This is a genomic window from Priestia sp. RMT2NF4 (assembly GCF_047872835.1).
In the GTDB taxonomy this organism is placed as follows: domain Bacteria; phylum Bacillota; class Bacilli; order Bacillales; family Bacillaceae_H; genus Priestia; species Priestia zanthoxyli.
Map to the genome: position 1 here is coordinate 43,284 of NZ_JBLQZO010000001.1, position 25,661 is coordinate 68,944.

The 25,661-nt window shown below is 38.9% G+C and carries 23 protein-coding genes; 19 read left to right on the plus strand and 4 right to left on the minus strand.

The features are described from left to right. The first annotated feature begins 206 nt into the window (after positions 1-206). From ACMX9J_RS00215 to ACMX9J_RS00225, 3 genes are all read left to right on the plus strand, one after another. A complete protein-coding gene (locus tag ACMX9J_RS00215; RefSeq protein WP_051137088.1) occupies positions 207-1,490 on the plus strand; it encodes an MFS transporter in 1,284 nt (427 codons plus the stop codon). A 150-nt stretch (positions 1,491-1,640) separates the two neighbouring features. Further along, on the plus strand, positions 1,641-2,624 hold the full coding sequence (locus ACMX9J_RS00220) for an NAD(P)H-dependent flavin oxidoreductase (RefSeq protein ID WP_034264623.1): 984 nt from the start codon (positions 1,641-1,643) through the stop codon (positions 2,622-2,624). 16 nt (positions 2,625-2,640) lie between these two features. Then, the gene (locus ACMX9J_RS00225) at positions 2,641-4,251 is read left to right on the plus strand and encodes a long-chain-fatty-acid--CoA ligase (RefSeq protein ID WP_231503812.1); all 1,611 of its coding nucleotides are present in this window, start codon (positions 2,641-2,643) and stop codon (positions 4,249-4,251) included. A 59-nt stretch (positions 4,252-4,310) separates the two neighbouring features. Here the strand turns inward: ACMX9J_RS00225 and ACMX9J_RS00230 are convergent, their stop codons facing one another. Continuing rightward, positions 4,311-4,436 carry a hypothetical protein gene (locus tag ACMX9J_RS00230; RefSeq protein ID WP_013056562.1) on the minus strand — a complete coding sequence of 42 codons (126 nt, stop codon included), beginning with the start codon at positions 4,434-4,436 and terminating at the stop codon, positions 4,311-4,313. A 65-nt stretch (positions 4,437-4,501) separates the two neighbouring features. Then, the gene (locus tag ACMX9J_RS00235) at positions 4,502-4,924 is read right to left on the minus strand and encodes a CBS domain-containing protein (protein ID WP_013056563.1); all 423 of its coding nucleotides are present in this window, start codon (positions 4,922-4,924) and stop codon (positions 4,502-4,504) included. 220 nt (positions 4,925-5,144) lie between these two features. Here ACMX9J_RS00235 and ACMX9J_RS00240 point away from each other — a divergent pair, with 220 nt between their 5' ends. From ACMX9J_RS00240 to ACMX9J_RS00270, 7 genes are all read left to right on the plus strand, one after another. Then, positions 5,145-5,609, plus strand: a complete 465-nt coding sequence (locus ACMX9J_RS00240; RefSeq protein WP_028413721.1) for a hypothetical protein — start codon at positions 5,145-5,147, stop codon at positions 5,607-5,609. Between the two features lie 584 nt (positions 5,610-6,193). Beyond that, on the plus strand, positions 6,194-7,132 hold the full coding sequence (locus tag ACMX9J_RS00245) for a cytochrome c oxidase subunit II (protein ID WP_221833694.1): 939 nt from the start codon (positions 6,194-6,196) through the stop codon (positions 7,130-7,132). A 1-nt stretch (position 7,133) separates the two neighbouring features. Continuing rightward, on the plus strand, positions 7,134-9,101 hold the full coding sequence (gene qoxB / locus ACMX9J_RS00250) for a cytochrome aa3 quinol oxidase subunit I (protein ID WP_028413719.1): 1,968 nt from the start codon (positions 7,134-7,136) through the stop codon (positions 9,099-9,101). Position 9,102: 1 nt separating this feature from the next. Then, entirely contained in the window at positions 9,103-9,702 is a 600-nt protein-coding gene (gene cyoC, locus ACMX9J_RS00255; protein ID WP_028413718.1) for a cytochrome o ubiquinol oxidase subunit III, read from the plus strand. After that, on the plus strand, positions 9,703-9,999 hold the full coding sequence (gene cyoD / locus ACMX9J_RS00260; protein ID WP_033578712.1) for a cytochrome o ubiquinol oxidase subunit IV: 297 nt from the start codon (positions 9,703-9,705) through the stop codon (positions 9,997-9,999). A gap of 149 nt (positions 10,000-10,148) precedes the next feature. After that, on the plus strand, positions 10,149-10,643 hold the full coding sequence (locus ACMX9J_RS00265) for a universal stress protein (protein ID WP_026106550.1): 495 nt from the start codon (positions 10,149-10,151) through the stop codon (positions 10,641-10,643). A gap of 349 nt (positions 10,644-10,992) precedes the next feature. Beyond that, the gene (locus ACMX9J_RS00270) at positions 10,993-11,877 is read left to right on the plus strand and encodes an SDR family oxidoreductase (RefSeq protein WP_416225290.1); all 885 of its coding nucleotides are present in this window, start codon (positions 10,993-10,995) and stop codon (positions 11,875-11,877) included. A gap of 44 nt (positions 11,878-11,921) precedes the next feature. Here the strand turns inward: ACMX9J_RS00270 and ACMX9J_RS00275 are convergent, their stop codons facing one another. Next, positions 11,922-12,824, minus strand: coding sequence for a COX15/CtaA family protein (locus tag ACMX9J_RS00275; RefSeq protein ID WP_014460550.1), 903 nt, complete (start codon positions 12,822-12,824; stop codon positions 11,922-11,924). A 391-nt stretch (positions 12,825-13,215) separates the two neighbouring features. On the opposite strand from ACMX9J_RS00275, the gene ACMX9J_RS00280 reads away from it, so the two are divergent. From ACMX9J_RS00280 to ACMX9J_RS00290, 3 genes are all read left to right on the plus strand, one after another. Next, positions 13,216-14,652, plus strand: coding sequence for an NAD(P)-binding domain-containing protein (locus tag ACMX9J_RS00280; protein WP_416225291.1), 1,437 nt, complete (start codon positions 13,216-13,218; stop codon positions 14,650-14,652). 37 nt (positions 14,653-14,689) lie between these two features. Continuing rightward, positions 14,690-15,016 (plus strand): Na-translocating system protein MpsC family protein, encoded by a 327-nt coding sequence (locus tag ACMX9J_RS00285; RefSeq protein ID WP_014460548.1) that lies wholly within the window; start codon positions 14,690-14,692, stop codon positions 15,014-15,016. A 255-nt stretch (positions 15,017-15,271) separates the two neighbouring features. Next, positions 15,272-16,648, plus strand: coding sequence for an NCS2 family permease (locus ACMX9J_RS00290; protein WP_416225292.1), 1,377 nt, complete (start codon positions 15,272-15,274; stop codon positions 16,646-16,648). Between the two features lie 79 nt (positions 16,649-16,727). Here ACMX9J_RS00290 and ACMX9J_RS00295 read toward each other — a convergent pair whose 3' ends face one another. Next, on the minus strand, positions 16,728-18,062 hold the full coding sequence (locus tag ACMX9J_RS00295) for an ArsB/NhaD family transporter (protein WP_098626859.1): 1,335 nt from the start codon (positions 18,060-18,062) through the stop codon (positions 16,728-16,730). 473 nt (positions 18,063-18,535) lie between these two features. On the opposite strand from ACMX9J_RS00295, the gene ACMX9J_RS00300 reads away from it, so the two are divergent. The 6 genes from ACMX9J_RS00300 to ACMX9J_RS00325 all read left to right on the plus strand — a co-directional run bounded on the left by ACMX9J_RS00300 (position 18,536) and on the right by ACMX9J_RS00325 (position 25,638). After that, positions 18,536-19,528, plus strand: coding sequence for a thiamine pyrophosphate-dependent dehydrogenase E1 component subunit alpha (locus ACMX9J_RS00300; RefSeq protein ID WP_416225293.1), 993 nt, complete (start codon positions 18,536-18,538; stop codon positions 19,526-19,528). An 18-nt stretch (positions 19,529-19,546) separates the two neighbouring features. Next, positions 19,547-20,581 carry an alpha-ketoacid dehydrogenase subunit beta gene (locus ACMX9J_RS00305; protein ID WP_028413711.1) on the plus strand — a complete coding sequence of 345 codons (1,035 nt, stop codon included), beginning with the start codon at positions 19,547-19,549 and terminating at the stop codon, positions 20,579-20,581. A gap of 25 nt (positions 20,582-20,606) precedes the next feature. Then, positions 20,607-21,833: a dihydrolipoamide acetyltransferase family protein gene (locus tag ACMX9J_RS00310; protein WP_416225294.1), complete on the plus strand. Its 1,227-nt coding sequence runs from the start codon at positions 20,607-20,609 to the stop codon at positions 21,831-21,833. Between the two features lie 16 nt (positions 21,834-21,849). Further along, positions 21,850-23,229 (plus strand): dihydrolipoyl dehydrogenase, encoded by a 1,380-nt coding sequence (gene lpdA, locus ACMX9J_RS00315; protein ID WP_047751157.1) that lies wholly within the window; start codon positions 21,850-21,852, stop codon positions 23,227-23,229. A gap of 264 nt (positions 23,230-23,493) precedes the next feature. Beyond that, complete coding sequence (locus ACMX9J_RS00320) at positions 23,494-25,371, plus strand: sigma-54-dependent Fis family transcriptional regulator (protein ID WP_416225295.1); 1,878 nt, start codon at positions 23,494-23,496, stop codon at positions 25,369-25,371. Positions 25,372-25,506: 135 nt separating this feature from the next. Further along, positions 25,507-25,638, plus strand: coding sequence for a hypothetical protein (locus ACMX9J_RS00325; RefSeq protein WP_255900469.1), 132 nt, complete (start codon positions 25,507-25,509; stop codon positions 25,636-25,638). Positions 25,639-25,661: the final 23 nt, after the last annotated feature.

Below are 25,661 nucleotides of genomic sequence, written 5' to 3' on the forward strand. Positions count from 1 at the left end.
ATGCATTACTGAATTTTTTATAAATATTTCTCTTATAAGAGTGGGGAGATTAAGGCTTTTGGAATGGCATAAAACTTGCATTTATGGCAAGCTGAAGGAATACTGCAAATCCTTTTTCAAAAAAAGAAAAAAACGTACCACTGAACCATTTGATAAACGTTTTAGCTGAAAGTTCAAAAATAAAAATGAAGAAAAGAGGGATTCATATGCGATGGTTTGTTCTTCTAATGCTATTTTTCGGCGCAGTTATTAACTTTGCAGATAAATCAATTATAGGGCTTGCAGCTGTTCCTATCATGAAAGAAATGAACTTATCTTATGCCGAGTGGGGGCTTGTAGGGAGTAGTTATTACTGGCTTTACCCCATAACAGGTATTTTCGGAGCAGCATGGGCCGATCGGATTGGAGCTAAAAAAGTCCTTGGCTTTTTAATGTTAACATGGGCTTTTTTACAATTTGGTGTCTTAGCTATTGCTGCTTTACCACTACTAGTTATTTACCGAATTTTATTAGGGGCATTTGAAGGCCCATTTAGTCCAGTTGCCTATAACCATGCAGATAAATGGTTTCCACCAAAGCAAAGAGGATTTGCTAATTCTATCGTAGTTGCTGGCGGAACTGTAGGAGCTATGATTGCCGCACCGCTTCTTGTTTCTCTAATTACTCTATTAGGATGGAAGGCTGCTTTTGCTTGTCTTGGACTAGCGAGTATTGTGTGGTTTTTCTTGTTTCAATTCTTTACCAAAGAGAGTCCAGTGAAAAGGTATCAAAAAGTGCAAAAGAAAAAGAAAGCACAGCTAGAAAAAATAAATGTAAAAGATTTTTTAAAACTCCTTGGGTCTCCTTCAGCTTTATTTACAACGCTAGCCTATTTTTCAACATATATTTTAGTTGTTTGGTTTTCAGTTTGGCTACCTATTTATCTAGTAGAAGCAATAAAAATGTCTCCTGGCGAAATGGGGTATAGCGTCGCGATTATTGGAATTGTTTCTGTACTCATTTATACAGGAGTTTCGATGCTGTCTGATTATTTGTTTAAGAAAAACGAAAGCTGGCAGATATCAAGGATATTTGTAGTAGCGGGAGCTATGATAGCAGGAGCTTTACTATTAGCGTCTATTACAGTCTTTCAAAATCCGCTATGGGTGGTTATCGCTATGTGTCTAGCCAAAGGTTTAACCTACGCTATTTTGCCAATTGGACCAACTATTATGATTAATGAGTGGCCTGAACGCGGTGCATTAATGACAAGTATTTTAACTTCTTCAGGTAATATCGCAGGAATTATCGCTCCCATTTTAACTGGTTATATCGTTGGGCTAGCTGGAGCAAACAAAATTGCAGGTTACAACTTATCAATTATCTCAATGGCAATTCTCGTTTTGGTTTTTGGGATACTATTTGCGTTTTTTGTCAAACCATCTGGAGCAAAAAAGAAAGCTTTAGATCACGATGATTTATCTGAAAATTCAAATATAAAATATTCATAACCTAAAACAATCGATTATTGCACAAGACAAACCCTCGCGACTAAGGATGGCATAGTCTTATGAGGCGACGCCATTTTAATCAACTAATTATTTTCTCATAAAGACGTTGAATATACCTAATATAAATGGCTATAAAAAGGAGGGTAAAAGATGAAAACCCGTATTACAGAGTTGCTAAATATTCAATATCCGGTTATTTGCGGAGGTTTATTTAGAATTGGACGAGCTCCTTTAGCTGCTGCTGTTTCAGAAGCTGGCGGGCTCGGTATTATTACATCGGCCACTTTTGAAACAGCAAAAGAGCTGCGGCACGAAATCCGAAAAGTAAGAGAATTAACGGATAAGCCAATTGGCATTAATATTAACTTATTTCCAAGTGTGAAGCGTATGCCAAACGAAGCCTATATAGATGTATTACTAGAAGAAGGTATACGTATTGTAGAGACCTCTGGCAGAAGCCCTGAGCCATATATGAAAGTATTAAAAGACAATAACGTAGTCGTTATTCATAAAGTTGCCGGAGTGAAATATGCAAAAACGGCTGAACGAGTAGGATGTGACGCTGTAACTGTAGTGGGATTTGAAGCGGGAGGTCACCCTGGAATGGAAGATGTGGGAAATATAGTTTTAGTCCCTCAAACAGTTGATGCACTAACTATCCCCGTTCTTGCCGGTGGTGGAATTGCGGATGGACGGGGATTGGCTGCCATGCTAGCTCTCGGAGCAGAAGGTATTGTTATGGGCACACGATTCCTAGCTTCTCAAGAGGCACTAGTCCACGACAACGTGAAAAAGTGGATGGTACAAGCTTCAGAAGGAGATACGGCATTAATTCAAAAAACAATTGGTTCAACTTCAAGAGTCGCTCGAAATGCGATGGCTTTACAAGTGATGGATGCTGAAAGTAGAGGGGCTTCACTAGAAGAACTGTTGCCACTAATTTCAGGGAAAAAGGCTGTGCGGGTATATAACGAAGGAGATATCGATGCAGGAATCTTTTCATGCGGTCAATCTGTGGCCAGAATTCAAGAGATAAAAACGGTACAAGAAATCATTTTAGGAGTAGTAAATGAGGCAAAAGCCACTGTGGAAAGAATGGGAAACAGGTGGAGCAAAGTTAATGAATTAAAATAGTTAAGGGGTGAGAATAGTGAACTGGATTGGGAATAGGAAGTACCCTGAATCTCTGCCTCAGGAAATTGAAATTCCTTCATTAACGCTATATGACTTGTTGGAGCATTCAGCTCATCGTTACCCGTTACGAGTAGCGGTGATAGAAAGAGAAAAGGAGCTAACTTATGTTGAATTAAAGACAGCCTGTGAGCGTCTTGCATCAGCTTTACATCAAAAAGGATTTTGTAAAGGAGATCGAGTCGCTGTAATGTTACCAAATTGTACGGAATATATTATCTCCTACTATGCAGTTCAACGGTTAGGAGGAATTATTGTACAGGTAAACCCCATGTATCAAACGGCTGAACTAGATTATATTTTACAGGATTCTGAAGCCATATGGTTTATTAGTCGTGAAGACCAAAGGACAAAAATAGATCAAATAAACTTGAAGACTCCACTCAATTTTATTTCAACTAACAACAAGCAAAATGAAGAAGATAACCTTTATTTTTTGATTAAAAAAGGAGAGAAAGAACTTCCAAAGCTTAAAATTGAACCCAAGGAAGACTTAGCGGTTTTGCAATATACAGGAGGAACAACAGGTAAGTCTAAAGGAGTCATGCTGACTCATTCTAACTTGTTCTCCAATGTCTATCAAGATCTTTCCTGTACATTAAACGTTCTTCCACATCAAGAATCACCTGAACGAATGCTAGGTTTAGCGCCGTTATTTCATGTATATGGCATGGCTCGTATGAATTGTTCTATCTTTTCTGCTTCAACGTACATTGCTGTAGAAAGGTTTGAGATAAATGAAGTCATAAATTTAATTCGAAAGCACCGACCAACCATTTTTCCAGGTGTACCAACTATGTATGTAGCGCTACTTAACCATCCAGATTTAACAGCTGAGGATTTATCATGCTTTAAATATTGCAGTAGTGGTTCAGCGTCTCTCCCTATAGAGATCCTTCAAAGATTTGACCAAAAGTTTAATCTACCCATTTTCGAAGGGTATGGTATGACGGAAACGTCACCGACCACTCATAGAAATCCAGTTGTAGGAAAAAGAAAACAAGGAAGTATTGGTCTTCCCTACCCAAATACAGATGCTAAAATTGTAGATATTGAAAAAGGCATTACAGAATTGATGCCTGGTGAAGCGGGAGAGTTAATTATTAAAGGCCCCCAAGTAATGAAAGGTTACTGGAGGAAAGAGAATGAAACAGCAGCGGTAATACGACATGACTGGCTATATACAGGAGATATTGCTACTATGGATGAAGACGGTTATTTCTATATTGTAGGAAGAAAAAAAGATATGATTATTGCTAGTGGATATAACGTTTATCCAGTGGAGATAGAAGATATTATTTATCAGCATCCAGCTGTAAAAGAAGTATGTGTGTTTGGAGTACCAGATTTTTATCGAGGGGAAACCGTTAAAGCTGCGATTGTTTTAAAAACTGATGCATCTGCTACAGAACAGGAATTAGAAGAATGGTGCAATTTAAGGTTAGCTAAGTACAAGGTCCCTCGCTTGATTGAGTTTAGAAATAAGCTGCCTAAGTCCACGGTAGGAAAAATTTTGCGCCGCACATTAGTGGAAGAGGAAGAAGAGAAAAGAAAGAAAGAAACAGATTAGGATTTCACTAAAAAAAGGATTGCAAACGAGCTTCTGCCGATTGTAATCCTTTTTTATTCTTACTTTTTCTTTTGGCTTTTTGCACGATTAGCGTCAAGCTCAGCCGCATATTCTTCTTGAGACTTTCCTTGCTTTTGACTCTCAGACTGAATCTTTTTAAATTTGTTATCGTTTAAATTTGGCATATTAGCACCTCCTTGCAGACAGGGTTATTTTGTACAAACATTAAGGATTTATATGCTAAAAAGTTTTAATGAACTTGATTAGAAATTTCGCTCAATGCTGCACCGGCTTCATCAACATATACGTTCACGGTCGCAAGGTCACCGATTGCACAGATTCCAACCATATTATTATTCTCCACTACAATAATGCGGCGAATTTGATGATCGGCCATCATACGTGCACATTCATGAATATCCGTATCTGGAGAACAAGTAATCACATCTTTAGTCATACAATCATGGCAATGCACAGTGTTGCAATCTTTTCCATCCGCCACGCAGTTTAACACGATATCACGGTCTGTGATCATTCCCATTACTCGATTTTCTTGACACACTGGCACAGAGCCACAATTAATATCACGCATTAATTTTGCTGCAGCTGTTACTGGGTCGTGCGGTGCACAAGCTTTCACATCTTTAGTCATAACTTCACGTACTGTAGTCATTTTTAATTCCTCCTTTTAATTAAACATTCACCTCCGTATTTTCTCCATGCACATGCAGAATATGAGAATCAATAATTTCCTGAAAGCAAAAAATCTTGTAATAAAAGACGAATAAAAGAACGAACGCAGTGTAATAAACACATAAAAAAGAGCCTATTACACAAACTAAAGAGAATATGGTTTAGCTTACATTTTCGTAACGGCAGGAGTTGGGTACATAATGAAAGGAAAGTTAACGCTTTTGGCAGTACTTTTATTGCCTTGGCTGTCTATAATAAAAGTTGATAAATTTGTCTTTAAAAGATACCTACCTGTTTTAACATTTAGTTCATTAGTTATTGCTTTTATCAGTGAGTTATCTAAAAGCTTTACATGGTGGAAAGTGAGGAAACCTCTTTTCCCTAAACTTTCAAGCGACGTTTCTTTTATATTTGGACCGTTTTTTATAGCTAATTTTTGGGTATTCAAGCTGACCTATGGGAATTTCAAAAAATATTTGTTAATTAACATCCTATTTGACTATCTATTTGCTTATCCCTTGACCAGTCTGGCAGAAAAATTAAAGGTATACAAAATGGTCAACATGACGCGTTTTCAACTTTTTGTGATCTCGATTGCCACTGCTCTTATTAATTATTTCTATCATTATTTTATAGAAGATGTATTAAGGAAGAGAAGGCAATAGCTGATAGTTCGTTAACGTGAATTACTGCAAAATGATAAGGAGCCTCGCACGTTTATCATTCAGAGCTCTCTTTTATCGCTAGAGAAAATCAATACTCTCGCACAGACCAAAGAGCTAGAGGAATATAAGGAAGTCGTGACTCTCTTAACAAAAAATGATTGATTGGATGTTTCAGCAAGTAAAGCAAACAAACTAGTAAGAAATAAAGCTCCATACTTCATTACTCCCAAAAAGCTCTTCCAGTTAATAAGAACTGGGAGAGCTTTTTTACTTTTATCAGAATCTACGCGCTAGGAGAAAGATATTTCACACCACATTTAACCAAATATGTGACGAAATTATGGTAAAGCCATTTAAACTAGATAAAAATCGCTTCAAGTGTGAGAAATATCACACCTTTTAAACATACAACATGATAATTTTTTAGGAGTAAGCAATATGTCATGACAAACTTCAATATGTTAGGAGGTTTTTAGCTCTTTGATCTGTTGAGATGCATCTCTAATATGAACGTTTATATACCATTATTATGTACAGAGATTTAAAGGAAGGGAGCCTGAGCTGAGGTGAGAAAGCAAAAATCAATGCATATTGGCAAGTTAATCATTCTCTCCGTATTCATTACAATTTTTTTAGCAGGCTGTGATAGTCGTTATTTGATTTTAAATCCACAGGGGGCGGTGGCTCAAAAAGAATACCAGTTAATTATTTTTTCCATAATTTTATGCGCAATTGTCGTTATTCCTGTTTTAGGTCTGCTTGTGTATATCGTTTTACGCTACCGTGATAAGCCTGGAAACAAGGCTCCGTATCGACCAGATTGGGACGATAGCAAGCGTCTTGAATTTATTTGGTGGGGCATCCCCATTATTATTATTGGCATTTTAGGTTTCGCTACGGCCAAGACGACTTATGAATTAGTAGATCCGCCGAAAAAAGATGTAAAGCCGCTAACGATTGAAGTAACGTCTCTTGATTGGAAATGGTTATTCCAATATCCGGATCAAGATATTGCGACAGTCAACTATGTCGAAATTCCAAAGAATGTGCCCGTTCAATTCGTGCTAACGTCAGATGCACCTATGAATTCCTTTTGGGTACCCCAGCTAGGAGGACAATTATATACAATGCCGGGAATGGCCATGGGGCTTTGGCTGCAAGCTAATCACAAGGGAGAATATTTTGGTTCAGGCGCTAATTTTACGGGTGAAGGGTTCGCTCATATGAACTTTAAAGTTAAATCTACATCGACAAAAGAATTTAATCAGTGGGTAAGGCAAGTAAAAGAAACAGCACCAGCTTTAACAAAAGCTGATTATAACAGTCTTGCAAAACAAGGTCTTTCTTTAGAGAAATCGTACTCTACCATTCCTAAAGGTTTGTTCCAAGAAACTGTCATTAAAAACGGTGGTCAATATTATAGTCAGCATCACCATATGAAAAATGAAGACATGAAGACAATGAATGTGGCTTCTGATGAACAAGCACATACACAGCACGAGCACCAGGAAGGAGGAAACTAAGTTGTTAGACAAATTAAAAGATTTTTCATCTCATTTTTTTGTGACAGGGGAGCCAATGATTTACGGAGCCGATGTCGCCATATTGTTAACACTAGCCGGTATTATTTTTGTTCTTACGTATCTTAAAAAGTGGAAGTGGCTATGGCGTGAGTGGCTCACAACGGTGGATCATAAAAAAATTGGAATCATGTATATGCTTTCTTCATTGTTAATGCTGTTTCGAGGCGGAGTAGATGCATTATTGATGCGTATGCAGCTAGCATTTCCTCAGTGGCATTTTCTAGATTCTAATCATTACAACGAAATTTTTACTACGCACGGAACCATTATGATTCTATTTATGGCAATGCCGCTTATGTTTGCTTTCTTTAATATTGTTGTACCTCTTCAAATTGGAGCAAGAGATGTCGCCTATCCTTTTTTAAACGCGGTAAGCTTTTGGCTATTTTTCTTTGGCGCCATGCTTTTCAATTTGTCGTTTGTAATCGGAGGATCGCCAGATGCAGGGTGGTTGAGTTATCCGCCGCTTTCTGGCATGCAGTTCAGTCCTGGACCAGGTCAAGATTTTTATATTTGGGGCATTCAAATATCAGGTATTGGCAGCTTGGCTTCTGGAATTAATTTTATTATGACCATTTTAAAAATGCGTGCGCCTGGCATGAAACTTATGCATATGCCGCTATTCACGTGGTCTGTTCTAGCAAGCTGTATTATTATCATTTTCGCGTTTCCTGTATTAACCGTAACGCTTGCTTTATTGTTTATTGACCGCTTCTTTGACGGACACTTGTTTACCATGACCGGCGGTGGAAATCCGATGATGTACATTAACTTAATTTGGATGTGGGGACATCCTGAAGTGTATATCGTTGTACTTCCTGCATTTGGCATTTTTTCTGAAATCGTTGCAACGTTTTCTCAAAAGAAGATATTTGGCTATAAATCTATGGTTTTTTCAATGATGATTATTAGCGTTCTATCGTATTTCACATGGGTGCATCATTTCTTTACGATGGGTGCAGGTGCTAATGTAAATGTGTTTTTTGCTATTACGACGATGGCTATCGGAATTCCAACGGGTGTTAAAGTGTTCAACTGGTTATTTACAATGTTCCGCGGCCGTATTCAAATGACCCAGCCGATGCTATGGACAATTGCTTTTATCCCGTGCTTTGTTGTGGGAGGAGCAACGGGTGTTATGCTTTCAGCAGCTCCCGCAGACTATCAGTATCATAATAGCTACTTTTTAGTTGCACACTTTCACCAAGTGTTAATCGGAGGCGTTGTATTCGGCTTTTTTGCAGGTTTGTACTATTGGTGGCCAAAAATGTTTGGCTTTAAGTTAAATGACCGTCTTGGCAAATGGGCATTTTGGACGTGGAATATTGGTTTTTATGTATGCTTCATGCCTCAATATGCACTAGGGTTTATGGGAATGACGCGCCGTATTTATACGTACGATTTTGACATGGGATGGGGACCGCTGAACGTTATCTCTACAGTGGGAGCCTTCTTTATGGGCATAGGGTTTATCTTTCAAGCATGGCAGATTCTTCATGGCATTAAGTACGGAGAACGAGATGTAACAGGAGATCCTTGGAATGGCCGCACATTAGAATGGTCCATTCCTTCACCTCCGCCGCACTACAATTTTGCAGTGATTCCAACAGTAACCGGGCAAGATGCGTGGTGGACGATAAAAGAAGAAAGAAAAAAGAAAAAAGCGAAGGAAGCAGCGGCTTTTTCTCCAATTCATATGCCAAAGAATTCAGGTATCCCGTTTATTATGTCAGTTTTTTGGTTCATTGCTGGTTTTGGCTTAACGTTCCACTGGGTATGGATGGCGATATTCGGTTTGACAGGAGTCGGAGCTTGTTTACTAGCTCGTTCTTTTCAATACAACTCGGATTATTATATTCCCGTTGATGAAATTCGACATACAGAAAATTCAGTAGGGAGGGTCGGGTAACATGGCATATGCGACAGCGCACCACGAAGAACATCATCATGAACATGATGAAGAAATCAAAGTTATGGGTTTTTGGCTTTTCCTCGTAACGGACTGCATCTTATTTGGAGCATTATTTGCTACGTATGCTGTTCTTGTTAATCATACTGCGGGAGGCCTTACGGGAAAGGAATTTTTTGAAGTTCCAGGATTTGTTTCTGAAACGTTTATCTTATTAACGAGCAGCTTTACGAGCGGATTAGCTGTATTAAGCATGCACAAAGGAAAAATAAAGCCTTTAATTGGCTGGCTAATCGTAACACTGCTTTTAGGTGTATGCTTTGTTGGTCTTGAAATTCATGAATTTCAAACAATGGTTCACGAAGGAGCAACCATTTCTACGAGCGCATTTTTCACGGCTTTCTACACGCTGGTTAGTACGCACGGGCTGCACGTCTCGGTTGGAATCATTTGGATGATTTCAATTACAATCCAGTTAAAACGATACGGAATTACCTCTATAACAAAACGAAAAGTGACGATTATCAGCTTATACTGGCATTTTCTTGATGCTGTCTGGATCTTCCTTTATACGGTTGTATATTTAATGGGGGTGATGTAGATGGAGAACCACGGGTCGTTAAAAGCTTATACAACCGGATTTATTTTCTCAATTATTTTAACCGTTATTCCTCTGCTGCTGGTATTAAACCACGTACTTGCTAAAAATATATTACTAGCTAGCATTCTAGGAATGGCCGTGCTTCAATTTTTCGTTCAATTGTTTTTCTTTATGCATATTAAAGACGGAGAGAAGCCTCGTTATAATGTGATGGCTTTGATACTTGGAATCGTTTTTGTTATTACGATTGTAGCAGGATCTATTTGGATAATGACTTTTAACTCTCAAGTTCAATAAAAATGGAGCCGTGTACGATGTGCGCGGCTCCATTTTTATTAATTTCTATAACTTGTGATAAAAATCACATACTTTCGCTTGCGCAAGAAGTACAATAAAAGTGTAGCAAAGAAAGTTCTTTATAAACGAATGTTAAAGGAGAGATTATGATGAATATGGCTTATCGTAACATCCTCGTAGCAGTAGACGGTTCTGTAGAAGCGGAGTGGGCATTCAAAAAAGCAGTTAACAGTGCGAAAAAAAATAACGCTCATTTGATAATTTGTCACGTTATCGATATACAGGCGTTAAGTCCATCACCTTATGCATTTTATACGGATACACGCTTTCAAGATGCAGAGAAATTTGCTGAAGAACTTTTAACCAACTATAGTAACCTAGCCATTAAGGCTGGAGTAACGAAAGTCGAGACCTTAATTGAACACGGTTCTCCTAAAACAAAAATATCTAAAAAAATTGCTCCCGATAAGCACGTTGATTTAATTGTATGCGGTGCAACCGGGTTAAACGCGGTAGAGCGTATCTTAATCGGAAGTGTATCTCAGCATATTTTGCGCTATGCCAAATGTGATGTGTTAATCGTTCGCACCCCTAAAGAAGCTGAAGAGGAATCAAAGCCTTTACAAGTAGAACTAACAGAGTAACAGAGTAACAGGTACAGACGAGAAATAAAACTTGTTGTGCACAGCAAAATACAAAGCTCTCACCATTTCATTTATTTAAAGAGTGGGGGGAAACGTGTTTTAGTTAAAAGAAGATCCGAACAAGGAGTCAAGGTTCTCAAGAGAGAACGTGACTCGTTCGGATTTTTTTATTGTGATGGTGAATGTAGTTTTCATGTATCCAGCTGTTGATTGAAGGGGAATGGCAGAAAGAAAGGTGAGGATAGTAGAGCACATCAAACATGTTTATGAAAGAAGAAGAGGGGAAGAACAAGCATATAGAAAACTTTTCCTTAGTTGGTTAAGTTTGATTTATAAAGGAGTGACGAATATGTCAAAGTTAAATAATCCATTAACTCAATATTTCCATGAAGGCTATCCAAAGCAGTATCAAGAACCGCCTGGTGTACAAAAAGAAATGAACGTCATCCCAGACTGCGGGGAGAACAGTTACATAGGTGCAGGTAAATTAAAAGGCAGAAAAGCTCTTGTAACAGGTGGGGATTCAGGTATTGGCCGAGCAGCAGCTATCGCTTATGCAAGAGAAGGAGCGGACGTTGCGCTTAATTACTTGCCACAAGAGCAAACTGATGCAGAAGAAGTAAAAAAGCTTATTGAGGCAGAAGGCAGAAAAGCAGTACTCATACCTGGTGATGTAGGCGAAGAATCTTTTTGCAAGGAGCTAGTAGAAAAAGCTTATAAAGAATTAGATGGATTAGACGTTTTAGCGCTCGTAGCAGGTAAACAGCAGGCAGTAGAAGATCTTGCTGATTTAGAAACGGATCAGCTGCGCAAAACCTTTGAAGTAAATGTATTCTCTTTATATTGGACCGCAAAAGCAGCGCTGCCTTATTTACCGGCAGGTGCTTCTATTATTACCACAAGTTCTGTACAAGGCTATAGCCCAAGTCCTAATTTATTAGATTATGCAGCTACAAAGTTTGCCATTAACGGATTCACTCGCGGACTAGCCAAGCAATTAGCTCCAAAAGGTATTCGCGTTAACTCCGTTGCCCCAGGACCTATCTGGACGCCGCTTCAAATTTCTGGAGGGCAGCCAAGCGACGCTATTCCAGGCTTTGGACAAGATACACCTTTGCAGCGTGCTGGTCAGCCGGTAGAGTTAGCAAATGTATACGTATTTTTAGCTTCAACGGATGCAAGCTACGTAACAGCTCAAGTTTACGGAATTACAGGCGGAATAGAACTAGCTTAAAACAAAAAACACGTGCAGTTATGAACTGCACGTGTTTTTTTGTTTTATCGTCTTTTACCTTTTAAAGTTTGTACACAAATGTAGCTAAGCGTAGCGAATAATGCTGTAATAAATGCCGAGTGAGACAGTGTAGCAAAGACATTTAAACGAGACATGACAACAAAGATACCGCTAAATATTTGAGCAAAGGTTAAAGCAACTGCAATGATGGACGCGTAGTAAATATCACGGCGAGTTTCTTTATACTGTTTGATAGCAGATACCATAATCCAAATGATAAGAACAAACAGCACAAGAGCAGCAAATCGGTGAGCAAAGTGAATGCCTGTTGTTCCTGATAGCTTTGGAATAAGAGTGTTGCCATAACAAGCCGGAAAGCTTGTACACGCTAAGCTTGCACCTTTGTGACGCACATATGCACCTAAATAAATATCGCAGTAGGTAAATATAAGCGTAAACCATGCGAGCCATCTAAATTTGCCTGTAACGGCTCCTTTAATAAAATGATCCGAACGGTCCTTTTGAATAACAAATATTGAAAGTAAAAATACACCGGTAAACGCAATAAGCGAAAGACCGAAATGCAGGGCTAGCGCCTCAGCTGACTGAGGCCAGATAACGGCAGAAGCCCCGAGCAACGACTCGATAACGATAAATGCAATACTCATGATCGCTAAAATTTTCACTTCACGGTTTCTGCGATAACGAATCCAAGCCCAAATAGAAAATGCTAAAACAAGAAGACCTGCAAATGCGGTAATCAAACGATGCGTATATTCAATCATTGTTGCTACTGCGTATTCGGGTATTAACTGCCCGTTACACAATGGCCACTCGTTTCCGCACCCTAATCCAGATCCTGTGGTTGTGACCAGACTGCCGGCAATCATTAAAATAAACATAACAATCGTTGTAAATATAGCTGTTATTTTAAATAAATTTCTCATACGTTGACTCCCTTTGTTGAGTTACTAATTATGACTATAGATTTGATGAATACGATAGTCAAGTAGTAGAGCGTAATTAACAAATAACTGTCACAAACTCGCACATGTTTTCCTTAAATTTGATGTCAGAAAAGCTTTCTTCACTAAGCTTTGTAATGGTTTTTTTCTTTTAAACAATGTAAATATGCTTTCATACATAAGATATAAAAAATTATATTAGTGATTTTATACAATTTGCAAAAAAAACTTTAGAGAGAATGGAGATACAATCATATTCCAAAAGTGATAATATAAATATAAATCAAATGATGTTATAAAACCTATCATTTTATGTTAGATATAAAATAAACTTTTTTATCACGGAGAAACTTTATTGAAAGGAGAGATAACGATGAGCTTAGAAGCTTTAAATAAAAGAGTAGAAACCGATCTTTCTTACCTTTCTTTCAGGAAACCAACAGAAGTACAGCCAATTATCCCTAAAAGTGGACACGTATACGATGTAATCATTATTGGAGGAGGTCAAAGCGGTTTAGGAACGGCTTTTGGCTTGCTGCGAGAACGCGTGTCAAATATTCTTGTTATTGATGAAAACCGTTCGGGTTTAGAAGGTCCGTGGGAAACGTATGCACGAATGATTACGCTGAGAACGCCCAAAAACTTAACATCTATTGATTTAGGTATGCCTTCGCTTACGTTTCAAGCGTGGTGGGAAGCACAATTTGGCTCAGAGGGCTGGGAAGCTCTTGACAAAATTCCAAGAGGAGACTGGATGAATTATTTACGCTGGTACCGGAGCATTCTTAACCTTCCTGTGGCAAATGAAATAAACTTAACGTTAATTGAGCCGACGGAAACAGGTATTCATCGCTTGCATATTGAAGGAAATGGAGCTGCATGTCCTACACTGATGGCACGTAAAGTTATACTAGCTACAGGAATTCAAGGAGGAGGAGAGTGGCATGTCCCGCCTATGATTTCTGAAAAATTGCCGCCTCATCTTTATTCTCATACTTCACAAACGATTGATTTTACTACGTTAAAGAACAAAAAAGTAGCTGTTTTAGGAGGAGGAGCTTCGGCGTTTGATAACGCCAACTATGCGCTTTCCGAAGGAGTTGCTGAAGCTCATGTATTTGTTCGACGAAAAGAACTTCCGCGTATTAATCCAATCAGACAAATGGAAGCTTCAGGAATGATTGAGCGTTTTCATGCTCTGTCAGATGCTGAAAAATATGAAGTAATGGCTCATTTTTTCGAATACAATCAGCCGCCTACGAATGATACATTTGGACGCGCTTCCTCATGGCCAGGTTTTCATTTGCACGTACATGCCCCGTGGCTCGATGTCGAGGAAAAACAGGACAAAGCAGTTGTAACAACTCCTCAGGGAGTCTTTACATTTGACTACTTAATTATTAGCACAGGCCTTCTAACAGATCCGGCTCTTCGTCCAGAATTACGTCTTGTTGAAAAACACATCGCCCGCTGGAGCGATTATTACAAAGCACCGCATGAAATTGCCAATCCAGTATTGGATGCCCACCCTTACCTTAGTAATGGCTTTGCTTTTTCAAATCGCAATGGGGAAGGTCAAAAAATGGTATATGGCCTTTTTGCTTTTAATTATTCTGCTTTAATTAGCTGTGGAATTTCTGCTTCCGCTCTTTCAGGGCTGAAATATGCGATACCAAAGCTCGTCTCAGAAGTAGCCAATCAGCTTTTTATTGATAACCGCCATGAGAATTTAACCAATTTCTTTGACTATAATGAGCCTGAATTTATCGGCAGCTGGTCAAAAGACGCTAATCAAGTGAAAACAACATAATAAAATTACATTTTTAACAATGAAAAAGGTGAAGCATATGGAGCCGATCTCTAAAAAGAAGATAGCTACTTTGTATACTCAAATTAGCCAAGAAATTTTTAATGTAGGCGTGAATACTCAAAAAATAGATATTATTGATAATAAAATTCTTATACTAGCTCAATCAAAAAGAATGCCAGCGCTAGACGCCCTCAGTGAAGAATATAAAGAATTAGTGATGTCTCTTGATGCGGCTTTGTCGACTAAATATAAAAAAATGCTAAAGCAAAAAGTGGAGCTATTATTCGATATCCAGGTCACTTCTTTATTTAGAGATTATGATCCTGCTACTGAGAATTCTTGTACGGTTATTTGCTTTAAATAACTTCTCTATATAAATGGCAAAACGTTCGATGAAATCGTTTGTTTTGCAAAAAACGTAAAAGACGGATGCTTATCTTCTGTTTACAGAAGCAAAGAGCCGTGAAGATAGAAGGGTTTCCTTCTGTTTTCACGGCTCTTTTTATACATATTTTCATAAAAAAGGAGTGGGGAAATGACTGAATATACACTTGTTGATAAAGCGGCTGTAAAAACTAGTTAAAAAAATCCAATCGATCATTAAAGGAGTGAAAAGCAAGTGGCGATGAATGAAAAAATGGAAACTCAGCATATGGAACTAACAAAAAAATTAGCACCTAATCCTTCATGGGTAGATAAGCTGTTTCATTTAACAGAACGTAAAACAGATGTAAAAACAGAAATTCTTGCGGGAATTACGACTTTTGTGACGATGAGCTATATTATCTTTGTTAATCCGACGATTTTAGCAGATGCAGGCATTCCAAAAGAAGCGGCAATTGCGGCAACAATTTTTGCCACTGTTTTTGCAACTCTTTTGTTTGCACTGTGGGCGAACATGCCTATTGCAGTTGCACCAGGAATGGGGCTAAACGCTTTTTTTACGTATACAGTGGTATTGGGTGAAGGGTTAACGTGGCAAACAGGTTTAGGAGCCGTATTTATTTCAGGGGTTGTATTTTTTATTTTAACCATAACAGGCTTACGCAAGAAGATTATTGAAGGGATACCCGCTATTTTAAAAAGTGCTATTTCCGTTGGAATCGGTCTATTTATTGCTTTTATCGGTTTTAAGCAAGCTGGAATTATTGTAAGCAACAAAGAAAATTTAGTAGCGCTTGGACAACTGACAAAACCGGGCCCATTACTTGCTTTATTAGGTTTTATCGCGGTAACTGTATTAACTGCTCGAAAAATTAAAGGAGCTGCTTTGATTAGTATTTTACTAGTATCAATTGCAGGGATGGTGCTGGGCATAGTAGAAGCACCTAAAAGCATCAGCAGCGTTGTGTCGTTTTCAATGCCAAGCATGTCAGAAACTTTTTTACAAATGGATATTAAATCTGCTCTCCATTACGGTCTTTTCTCTATTATTTTTTCATTTACGCTTGTGGAGCTATTTGATAATTTAGGATCGATGATTGGATTATCTAAAAAAGCTGGACTAATGGATGAAAAAGGAGAAATTAAAGGGTTAGATAAAGCGCTTATGGCAGATTCTCTTGCGACTGTAGCCAGTGCTGCTATGGGATCTACCGCAATGAACGCGTATGTAGAAAACGCGGCGGGAATTGCAGAAGGAGGCAAAACGGGTCTTAAAGCACTGGTTGTTGCCATGCTGTTTTTAGTCAGTATTTTGTTCACTCCATTGATTAGCATTATTCCTGCTTTTGCTACAGCGCCTATTTTAATTATGGTTGGAGCTCTCATGTTAACAGAAATTAAAAACATTCCTCTCGACGAAATAACAGATGCTGTACCTGCTTTTTGCACCATTATTTTGATGCCGTTAACGTTTAGTATCGGCGAAGGCTTAGCGCTAGGGTTTTTATCTTATACATTCGTTAAATTGTTAGCCGGCAGGGCGAAGGAAATTCACTGGATTATGTATATGATTAGCGCCGCTTTTATTATCAACTTCGTTTGGGCTGCTTGAACGCATATATCTAGAGAAAAAAAGACTTCTCAGCTGAGAAGTCTTTTTACTGTTCATGTAAATTTTAATTGCTCTTTCTTTACAGGAATAAAAGGTAGCGAAGAAAGATATATAACGTTGAAATCAAAAGAGATACAAGCATAATTGGAGCTCCAATTTTCAAAAAATCCATAAATGAAAATTTATGTCCTTTTTTTACAGCCATGCCAGCTACAATGACGTTGGCAGATGCTCCAATTAACGTACCGTTTCCTCCCAAACATGCTCCTAGAGCCAATGACCACCATAGTACATTGATTTGAGCAGAATCAGGGCTCATTCCCATTCCATGAGCCATATCTTGAATAAGTGGAATCATTGTAGCAACAAAAGGAATATTGTCAATAACAGCTGAGGCAATTCCGCTAATCCATAAAATGAGGTAAGCTGATAGTGCGATATTGCCGTCTGTAACGTTTAACGCGCCAGCAGCCAGCTTTTTAATGATGCCTACATCAATTAATCCTCCGACAAGAATAAACAAACCAGCAAAGAAAATAATGGTTGTCCATTCCACAGAATCAAACGCGCTTTCTACTTCATCATGAGTTCTTAATCCGATTACCAGTAGCACAGCTGCACCTGTAATAGCTACCATAGCAGCATCGATATGTAAAACGGAATGCAGGGTAAAACCTAGAATCGTTAATACTAATACCGTTAACGATTTTTTCATTAAAACGGAATCTTGAATATAATCTTTTTCATTTAAACTCATTAACTCTTGCTTTTTACTATCTTCTACTTTTAACTTTTTACGATAGATAAGAACAAGAATCCCCAGCGTAACAACACCGATAATCAGCACTGCAGGAGTTAAATTTAATAAAAAAGCATTAAAATCAAGGTGAGGATTCGCTGCCCCAATCATGATATTAGGCGGGTCGCCTATTAAAGTTGCCGTTCCTCCAATATTTGAAAACAGCACTTCTGATATAAGAAACGGAAAAGGATTAATGTTTAAAATAGTAGTAATCGAAAATGTAACGGGAACAATTAACAACACCGTTGTTACATTGTCTAAAAAAGCTGATCCGACGCCTGTTAAAATCGATAAAATAACTAGAATTCGAACCGGATCACCTTTAGCAATTTTAGCAGACTTGATGGCTGCGTATTGAAACACGCCTGTTTTGTTTGTGATGCCGACTAAAATCATCATACCCATAAGAAGGACAATTGTTTCCCACTGAATGTGTTCGGTAATAGCATTATTAAAATCGACAATACCTAACAAAATCATCAATATAGCACCTAAAAGAGCTGCTGAAGCGCGATTGATCTTTTCAGTCATAATCAGAAAATATGTAATGATAAATATAATAATGGCTGCGTATACATGAAAACTTGTAATGTGTTGAATTGCATTGTGCATAACTGTAACCTGGCGATATGTCATCTAGACGTCGCGAAGTGTAGATGACGCAAACTTTGGATGTTTTCCAGGTTTTCACCTCATCTTTCATCGTTTAATTTACATCCAACTTTACGGTGAAACTTCTATAAAATCCGCTTTCCTTTAACCAACCTCCTTTAAAAGCTTTGGTGTTCTTCAAAATGAAGACGATTCCTTCAGCATTATATCATATTTACATAAAAGCTTTCTTGCTAATTATTCATGTGATTTTCAACCCACACGCTTATTATGCACCTTAAATTCAGTTTACATAATTGATTCCTCTAATATCGGACAAAGTTAGACAAAGTTGGAACAGTGTCCAATTTTGTCTAACTTTGTGAGAACAAATAAAACAATGGATTGCTAAGATAAAGCGGTTTTCATGTTGGCACGGTACTTGCAAGAGTAATTAAGTGAAGTTTGATAATCAAATGAGGAGGCTTACTATAATGAAAACTGCTCAAAATAAAACAGAAAAGCTTACGAAAGAAAAAGCCAGCTGGATGTATCAGAAAATGGTAGAAATTCGAAAGTTTGAAGATGAAGTACATCAAATTTTTGCAAAAGGTGTACTGCCTGGTTTTGTTCATCTATATGCAGGTGAAGAAGCGGTAGCGGTTGGAATGTGCGCTCATCTTAATGACAGTGACAGTATTACGAGCACTCATCGAGGACACGGTCATTGTATTGCTAAAGGCGGCGATTTGGATGGGATGATGGCTGAACTATTTGGGAAGGTAACCGGGTTAGGCAAAGGAAAAGGCGGATCTATGCATATCGCGGATTTAGATAAAGGAATTTTAGGAGCAAATGGAATTGTAGGAGGAGGATTTCCGCTTGCATGCGGTTCTGCTTTAACTGCTAAGTATAAAAAGACAAAAGATGTAAGCGTTTGCTTTTTTGGAGACGGGGCGGGCAATGAAGGAACGTTTCATGAAGGAATTAACTTGGCAGCCATTTGGAAACTGCCGGTTGTTTTTGTTGCTGAGAATAATGGCTACGGAGAAGCAACTCCCTTTTCTTATGCTTCAAGCTGCAGCACGATTGCAGACCGTGCCGCATCTTACAATATTCCAGGCGCACGAGTGGATGGAAAAGACGTGATGGCTGTTTATGAAGCAGCTGCTGAAGCGATTCAACGAGCTCGCAGAGGGGAAGGCCCAACGTTAATTGAATGTGTAACGTATCGAAATTACGGGCATTTCGAAGGCGACGCACAAACGTATAAATCAGGCAGTGAAAAGAAAGAACATCTTCAGGAAAAAGATGCGATTGCTCTTTTTGAAAACTATTTGCTTTCAGAACAAGTAGTAACAGAAAAAGAGCTTAGAGATATTGAAAGTGACGTAGAAAAAGCAGTAAAACGCGCAGTTGAGCTAGCAGAAACAAGCGATTATCCTGATGCTTCCGAACTATTAACAGATGTTTATGTATCTTACTAATTAAAGGGGGAAAAGAAAATGACTAGAAAATTAAGTATGTCTGAAGCTATCAATGAAGCAATGAAACTAGCGATGCGAAAAGATGAGAATGTGATTCTGCTGGGAGAAGATGTAGCTGGCGGAGCGGAAATTGACCACCTGCAAGATGATGAGGCTTGGGGCGGTGTCCTTGGAGTGACAAAGGGACTTGTACAAGAATTTGGACGTGAACGAATTCTTGATACGCCTATTTCAGAAGCAGCTTATATAGGAGCTGCAATGGGAGCGGCAGCTACGGGGTTAAGACCGGTTGCAGAATTAATGTTTAATGACTTTATTGGCTGCTGCTTAGATCAAGTGCTGAATCAAGGCGCAAAATTTAGATACATGTTCGGAGGAAAAGCAGAAGTGCCCGTCACGATTCGAACGACTCATGGAGCTGGATTCAGAGCTGCGGCTCAGCATTCTCAGAGCTTGTATGCTTTGTTCACTAGCATTCCTGGCATTAAAGTAGTGGTGCCTTCTACCCCTTACGATGCAAAAGGTTTATTATTAGCAGCAATTGAAGACAATGATCCGGTTATCTTTTTTGAAGACAAAACATTGTACAACATGAAAGGTGAGGTTCCTGAAGGCTATTATACGATTCCATTAGGAAAAGCAGACGTGAAACGCGAAGGAACAGATTTAACTATTGTAGCGATTGGCAAACAAGTAAATACTGCACTTACAGCCGCAGATCAATTATCTCACAAAGGAATTGACGTAGAAGTAGTCGATCCGCGAAGTCTATCACCTTTTGACGAAGAGACGATTCTTTCTTCTGTAGAAAAAACGAATCGATTAATTGTTATTGACGAAGCTAACCCAAGATGCAGCATCGCAACAGATATTGCTGCGCTAGTTGCTGATAAAGGATTTGATATGCTTGATGCACCTATTAAACGAATTACAGCACCACATACACCTGTACCATTTTCACCTCCATTAGAAGATATTTATCTGCCAACACCGCAAAAAGTAATTGAAGTTGTATCGGAGTTGCTAGGAGATAAATCGCTTCTAAGCGTGTAAGTAAAGAGAAAGGAGGAGGAAGCAAATGGCTGCAGAGGTTGTAATGCCAAAACTAGGTATGGCAATGAAAGAAGGAACCGTTTCGACATGGAATAAAAAAGTGGGAGACTCCGTTTCAAAAGGAGATATGATTGCAAGTATTAATTCTGAAAAAATAGAAATGGAAATTGAAGCGCCGCAGGACGGTGTGATTCTTGATATCCTTGTGCAAGAAGATGTAGGTGTGCCTCCTGGAACGATTATCTGTTATGTTGGAAATCCAAACGAGCAGCTTACTGAGCAAAGCAGTTCAGCAAATGAGCTTCAGGCTCCTAAAAACGAGGTAGCCGCCACTATCTCTTTAGAAGAGCCACCAGCAAACGCAGTTTCATCAAAGAAGAGCAAAGAAACTGTGCGCATTTCACCAATTGCACGGAAAATAGCAGAATCTGAAAACCTTGACATTGAAATGATTAAAGGCACGGGACCAAAAGGAAGAATCACAAAAGCGGATGTAGAGAAAGTGCTGACAGAAAAAGCTTCAGAAACAAGTCATCCACCAGTTGAAATAGATAAAGCTACAAAAAAAGAAACGCTTCCAGTAGCGGGGATGAGGAAAGTCATTGCAGGCCGAATGCATAATAGCTTACTAAACAGTGCTCAATTAACGATTAATATGAAAGCTGACGTGACGGATTTGCTGTCTCTTCAACGAGAAATTAAAGAAGTGATTCAACAACGCCATAAGGTGAAAATCTCTCTAACTGATTTTATTGCTCGCGCTGTTGTTCTTTCACTTCAAGAACACAAGCAAATGAACAGTGCGTATATCGATAACGAAATTCATCTCTATCATCATGTTCATCTTGGAATGGCCGTGGCTTTAGAGAATGGGCTAGTTGTTCCTGTTGTGCAACATGCTGAAAAAATGCCGTTAGTTGAATTAGCTGCAGAGATTAAAACACGAGCAGAGGATGCTCGGCAAGGTCAGTTGAGTACTGATAGCATGCAAGGTTCTACATTCACTATTACTAATCTCGGTGCCTACGGAGTAGAGTATTTTACACCTGTATTGAACCCGCCTGAAACAGGAATCCTTGGTGTGGGAGCTACTGAAGATGTACCTATGTATATAGGAGACGATTTACAAAGAAGAAACGTGCTGCCTTTAAGCCTGACGTTTGATCATCGCGTACTGGACGGAGCACCTGCAGCTAATTTCCTTGGAACTATTAAACAATACTTAGAGCAACCTATTTTACTACTCTTATAGAAAGGTGGTGCATTCCATGAAACCTTTAGTTGTCATTGGCGGCGGTCCTGCAGGATATGTGGCAGCAATCACTGCCGCCCGGCAAGGAAAACAAGTTACGTTAATCGAACAAAAAGATTTAGGTGGAACATGTTTAAATGAGGGCTGCATGCCAACAAAGTCATTATTAGCAAGCGCGGAAGCCTATGAGAAAATAAAGCAAGCTGAGCAATTCGGCATCACTCTTCCTTTAGAACAAGTGAAAATTAACTGGGATGGCGTTCAGCATCATAAAACAACCATTGTTAAAAACTTGGTCAGGGGAATTGGCTATTTGATGAAAAAGAACAGTATTAAAGTCATGAAAGGAGAAGCTTCTTTTTTGACAAATCATCGCCTAGCCGTGCGAAATGAAAATCAAGTAGAAGAAATAGAGGCTGAACAGTTTATTATTGCTGCAGGTTCAGAACCTGCTAGCCTGCCATTTGCTCCGTTTGATGGAAAGTGGATCATTCACAGTGGACAAGCGATGTCGCTGCCTGCTATCCCTTCATCTCTTTTGATAGTAGGAGGAGGTGTAATTGGGTGTGAATTTGCAAGCATTTACAGTCAAATGGGAACAAAAGTAACGATTGTGGAAGCGGCAGATCAGCTGCTTTCTGGTGAAGACGCCGATATCGCCTTTATGTTGCAGGAAGAGTTAGAGAAAAAAGGCGTAACGATTTATACATCCGCTTCGCTAACAGAAATGCAGCCAGAAGATAAAACGGCTCTATTTAAACATAAAGAAGAACTGCATGAACTGCAGGCTGACTATGCATTAATTTCAATTGGGAGAAAGCCTAGAGTGCTAGGTTTAGGTTTAGAAAAGCTTGGCATACATTTTTCAAAACAAGGAATTGATGTTAATGAGCATATGCAAACGAATATACCTAATATCTATGCTTGTGGAGATGTAGTCGGCGGAATTCAGCTTGCTCATGTAGCCTTTCATGAAGGCACAGTTGCTGCTTTGCATGCATGCGGAAAAGATAAGAGCGTGAATTACCGAGCTGTACCACGCTGCATCTATACTCATCCTGAAATTGCAAGTGTCGGTTTGACAGAAAAACAGGCCCGAGAAAAATACGGTGATGTTCGTATCGGAGAATTTTCGTTTACGGCAAACGGCAAAGCGATGATTGCAAATGATTCTGTTGGAAAAGTGAAAGTAATCGTAGAACCGCAGTTTAATGAAATTATTGGGTTTTCCATTGTAGGTGCACATGCTACAGAATTAATTGGACAAGGAACCATCATGCTGCACGGGGAGTTGACCACGGATGTAATGGAAGACTTTATCGCTGCTCATCCTACATTATCCGAAGCGATTCATGAAGCTCTTTTGCAGTCAACGGGTCAGGCCGTTCACTCATGATTATACAAGTGCTCAAGTTATTAAGCTCTTTAAGAATGAAAAGTAAAAATGAATGATTCAAAAAGGTAAACTAGAGGATGAAGGAATCATGAAAGAGGGAGAGGGATTTTCCTGCATCCTCGTCTAGTTTTTCTATTAATTTTTACATAACGTGAGTTTAAGAATCTATCTTTGGTAATGATAACGTTTTCTTTGTGATTTATAATAATAGTAACAAGCCTTGATTTACTATATTCAATTAAGTTTATAGGGGAGAGGTAAGAAATGGAATCCACACTTTCTTTAAACACATGGAAACGTTTTGTAAACGAAGGAGCACTTGAATCTTCAAGGTTAAACGACATCATTGTAAAATCGTGGCACCGCTGTAAAAGCGCAGATGTTAACCCTTACCTAGATAAAGGCAGGTCGATTTTAAGAAACGAAGATTTTCATTCTCGAAAACAAATGAACTCTTTATTTCTTGAAACGGCGTTGCCGCACTTAGAAAGAATCAGACAATCAGCGGCAGATTTAGGAATGGTTGCTCTATTAATTGACCCAGAAGGCTATATTTTATCTATTACAGGAAATAGACTTACACTGAATGAAGCAAGAAAAATTAATTTTGTGGAAGGTGCCTGTTGGACAGAAAAAGAAGTAGGAACAAATGCAATCGGGACGGCTCTGCAAACGGAAGAACCCATTATGATAACAGGTACAGAACATTATTCGATTGCTTCGCATCAATGGAGCTGTTCGGCGGCGCCTGTTCGAAATGACGACGGAAATTTAATTGGGATTATTAATATTTCCTGTCCCGTAAACAGAGCGCATCCTTATATGCTTGGAATGGTTACGTCCATTGCGTATACAATCGAACGGGAGTTAAGCATTCGAATGCACAAAGACGAAATTGAGTTGGTTCATGCTTCTATGAATTTTGTCGATAGCAAGCAGCTCTTGCTGCTTTGCAATTACAAAGAAGTGATTGTAGGAGCAAGTAAAACCGTTCGGGAATGTATACCTAAATGGTCAGGACAACAGTTGAATACGATTGTACAACAGGGATTTCGTATAGTGATGGAAGTGCCTGTCATTTCAAAAAGACACGGCCATTCTATTGGAAAGATTGTTTACTTATCAGAAGAAACGACTCATAACCAAACAACTAAACAGATCTCTGCTCAATCATTTTGTTTTAAAGGAGAAGCAGGCATAAGCCGATCCTTTCAGCGAACATTAGAAGAAATAAAGCAGGCGGCTCCTACGGATACAACGGTCTATATTTTAGGGGAAACAGGTACTGGAAAAGAAGTAGTGGCGAGAACGATTCATGAAAACAGTTCGCGTAAAAACGGGCCTTTTATTGCTCTTAATTGTGGTGCCATTCCGAAGGAACTTATGGAAAGTGAATTATTTGGCTATGCGGAAGGAGCCTTTACAGGAGCACGGCGTCAAGGATATCAAGGGAAGTTTGAACAGGCTAATCATGGTACGATTTTTCTTGATGAAATAGGTGAGCTTCCTCATTCTATGCAAGTTTCTTTGTTAAGAGTATTGCAAGAGCGCAAGGTCACGCCTGTGGGAAGCAATCAGGAAATTCCGGTAGACATCCGGATTATTACCGCTACTCATCGAGATCTTCGCCAACTTGTCAATGAAAGGACGTTTCGAGAAGATTTATACTACCGGCTTCACGTGTACCCCGTGCATGTTCCGCCTTTACGGGAAAGAAAAGAAGATATTCCACATCTTATGCGGTACTTTTGTCAAACGAATGATTGGAATATGAATTTCCCCAAGGAACTAGTAGATAAATTGATAGATTACCAGTGGCCGGGAAACATTCGAGAATTATTTAATGTACTTGAACGCTTGAAAATTTCACTAAACGCGGACACAGAAAAAGAGACAATATTGAGTTATTTGAGTTCTTTACATCTTGGTGGTCAGAGGAACATCTCTCACTCTGATACTTCACAAGAAATAGAAGAAAACGATTTTACGTCCCTATCCGCACTCACATTTCGTGAAAAAGTTCAAAAAGACTTGATGATGGATGCTTTACGTAAAACGCAGGGAAATGTGTCGCTTGCTGCTAAGCTGTTAGATATACCAAGAAGTACATTTTATAACAGATTAAAAAAATTCAATTTATAAGCTGAGAGTTTCTAGCTGTTTTAAATTTAGAAAAAGTAAAAAACGAACCATTGATTGATCAAGATTTTTGATTAGTGGTTCGTTTTTTTTGTTATGATAAGCGTAGTTTCGATTCGTTTTAAGTTCTTCTAGTAGTTGATTGGAGGGCAAGACGAAAACTCCTGCCGAAAAAGCGGAACAGGGGAGACTCCACAGGAGCGTATGCGACGAGAAGGCTCAGCGGCCGCCCGCGGAAAGCGAAGTCTTGTACGGAATCAACTGCCGTGACACAAGCGTTCAGCTCATGTATC

Coding starts and splice junctions, on each gene's coding strand:
- ACMX9J_RS00215 (WP_051137088.1), top strand. CDS start 207: ATGCGATGGTTTGTTCTTCTAATGCTATTTTTCGGCGCAGTTATTAAC.
- ACMX9J_RS00220 (WP_034264623.1), top strand. CDS start 1,641: ATGAAAACCCGTATTACAGAGTTGCTAAATATTCAATATCCGGTTATT.
- ACMX9J_RS00230 (WP_013056562.1), bottom strand. CDS start 4,436: ATGCCAAATTTAAACGATAACAAATTTAAAAAGATTCAGTCTGAGAGT.
- ACMX9J_RS00235 (WP_013056563.1), bottom strand. CDS start 4,924: ATGACTACAGTACGTGAAGTTATGACTAAAGATGTGAAAGCTTGTGCA.
- ACMX9J_RS00240 (WP_028413721.1), top strand. CDS start 5,145: ATGAAAGGAAAGTTAACGCTTTTGGCAGTACTTTTATTGCCTTGGCTG.
- ACMX9J_RS00245 (WP_221833694.1), top strand. CDS start 6,194: ATGCATATTGGCAAGTTAATCATTCTCTCCGTATTCATTACAATTTTT.
- cyoC (WP_028413718.1), top strand. CDS start 9,103: ATGGCATATGCGACAGCGCACCACGAAGAACATCATCATGAACATGAT.
- cyoD (WP_033578712.1), top strand. CDS start 9,703: ATGGAGAACCACGGGTCGTTAAAAGCTTATACAACCGGATTTATTTTC.
- ACMX9J_RS00265 (WP_026106550.1), top strand. CDS start 10,149: ATGAATATGGCTTATCGTAACATCCTCGTAGCAGTAGACGGTTCTGTA.
- ACMX9J_RS00270 (WP_416225290.1), top strand. CDS start 10,993: ATGTCAAAGTTAAATAATCCATTAACTCAATATTTCCATGAAGGCTAT.
- ACMX9J_RS00275 (WP_014460550.1), bottom strand. CDS start 12,824: ATGAGAAATTTATTTAAAATAACAGCTATATTTACAACGATTGTTATG.
- ACMX9J_RS00280 (WP_416225291.1), top strand. CDS start 13,216: ATGAGCTTAGAAGCTTTAAATAAAAGAGTAGAAACCGATCTTTCTTAC.
- ACMX9J_RS00285 (WP_014460548.1), top strand. CDS start 14,690: ATGGAGCCGATCTCTAAAAAGAAGATAGCTACTTTGTATACTCAAATT.
- ACMX9J_RS00295 (WP_098626859.1), bottom strand. CDS start 18,062: ATGCACAATGCAATTCAACACATTACAAGTTTTCATGTATACGCAGCC.
- ACMX9J_RS00300 (WP_416225293.1), top strand. CDS start 18,536: ATGAAAACTGCTCAAAATAAAACAGAAAAGCTTACGAAAGAAAAAGCC.
- ACMX9J_RS00305 (WP_028413711.1), top strand. CDS start 19,547: ATGACTAGAAAATTAAGTATGTCTGAAGCTATCAATGAAGCAATGAAA.
- ACMX9J_RS00310 (WP_416225294.1), top strand. CDS start 20,607: ATGGCTGCAGAGGTTGTAATGCCAAAACTAGGTATGGCAATGAAAGAA.
- lpdA (WP_047751157.1), top strand. CDS start 21,850: ATGAAACCTTTAGTTGTCATTGGCGGCGGTCCTGCAGGATATGTGGCA.
- ACMX9J_RS00320 (WP_416225295.1), top strand. CDS start 23,494: ATGGAATCCACACTTTCTTTAAACACATGGAAACGTTTTGTAAACGAA.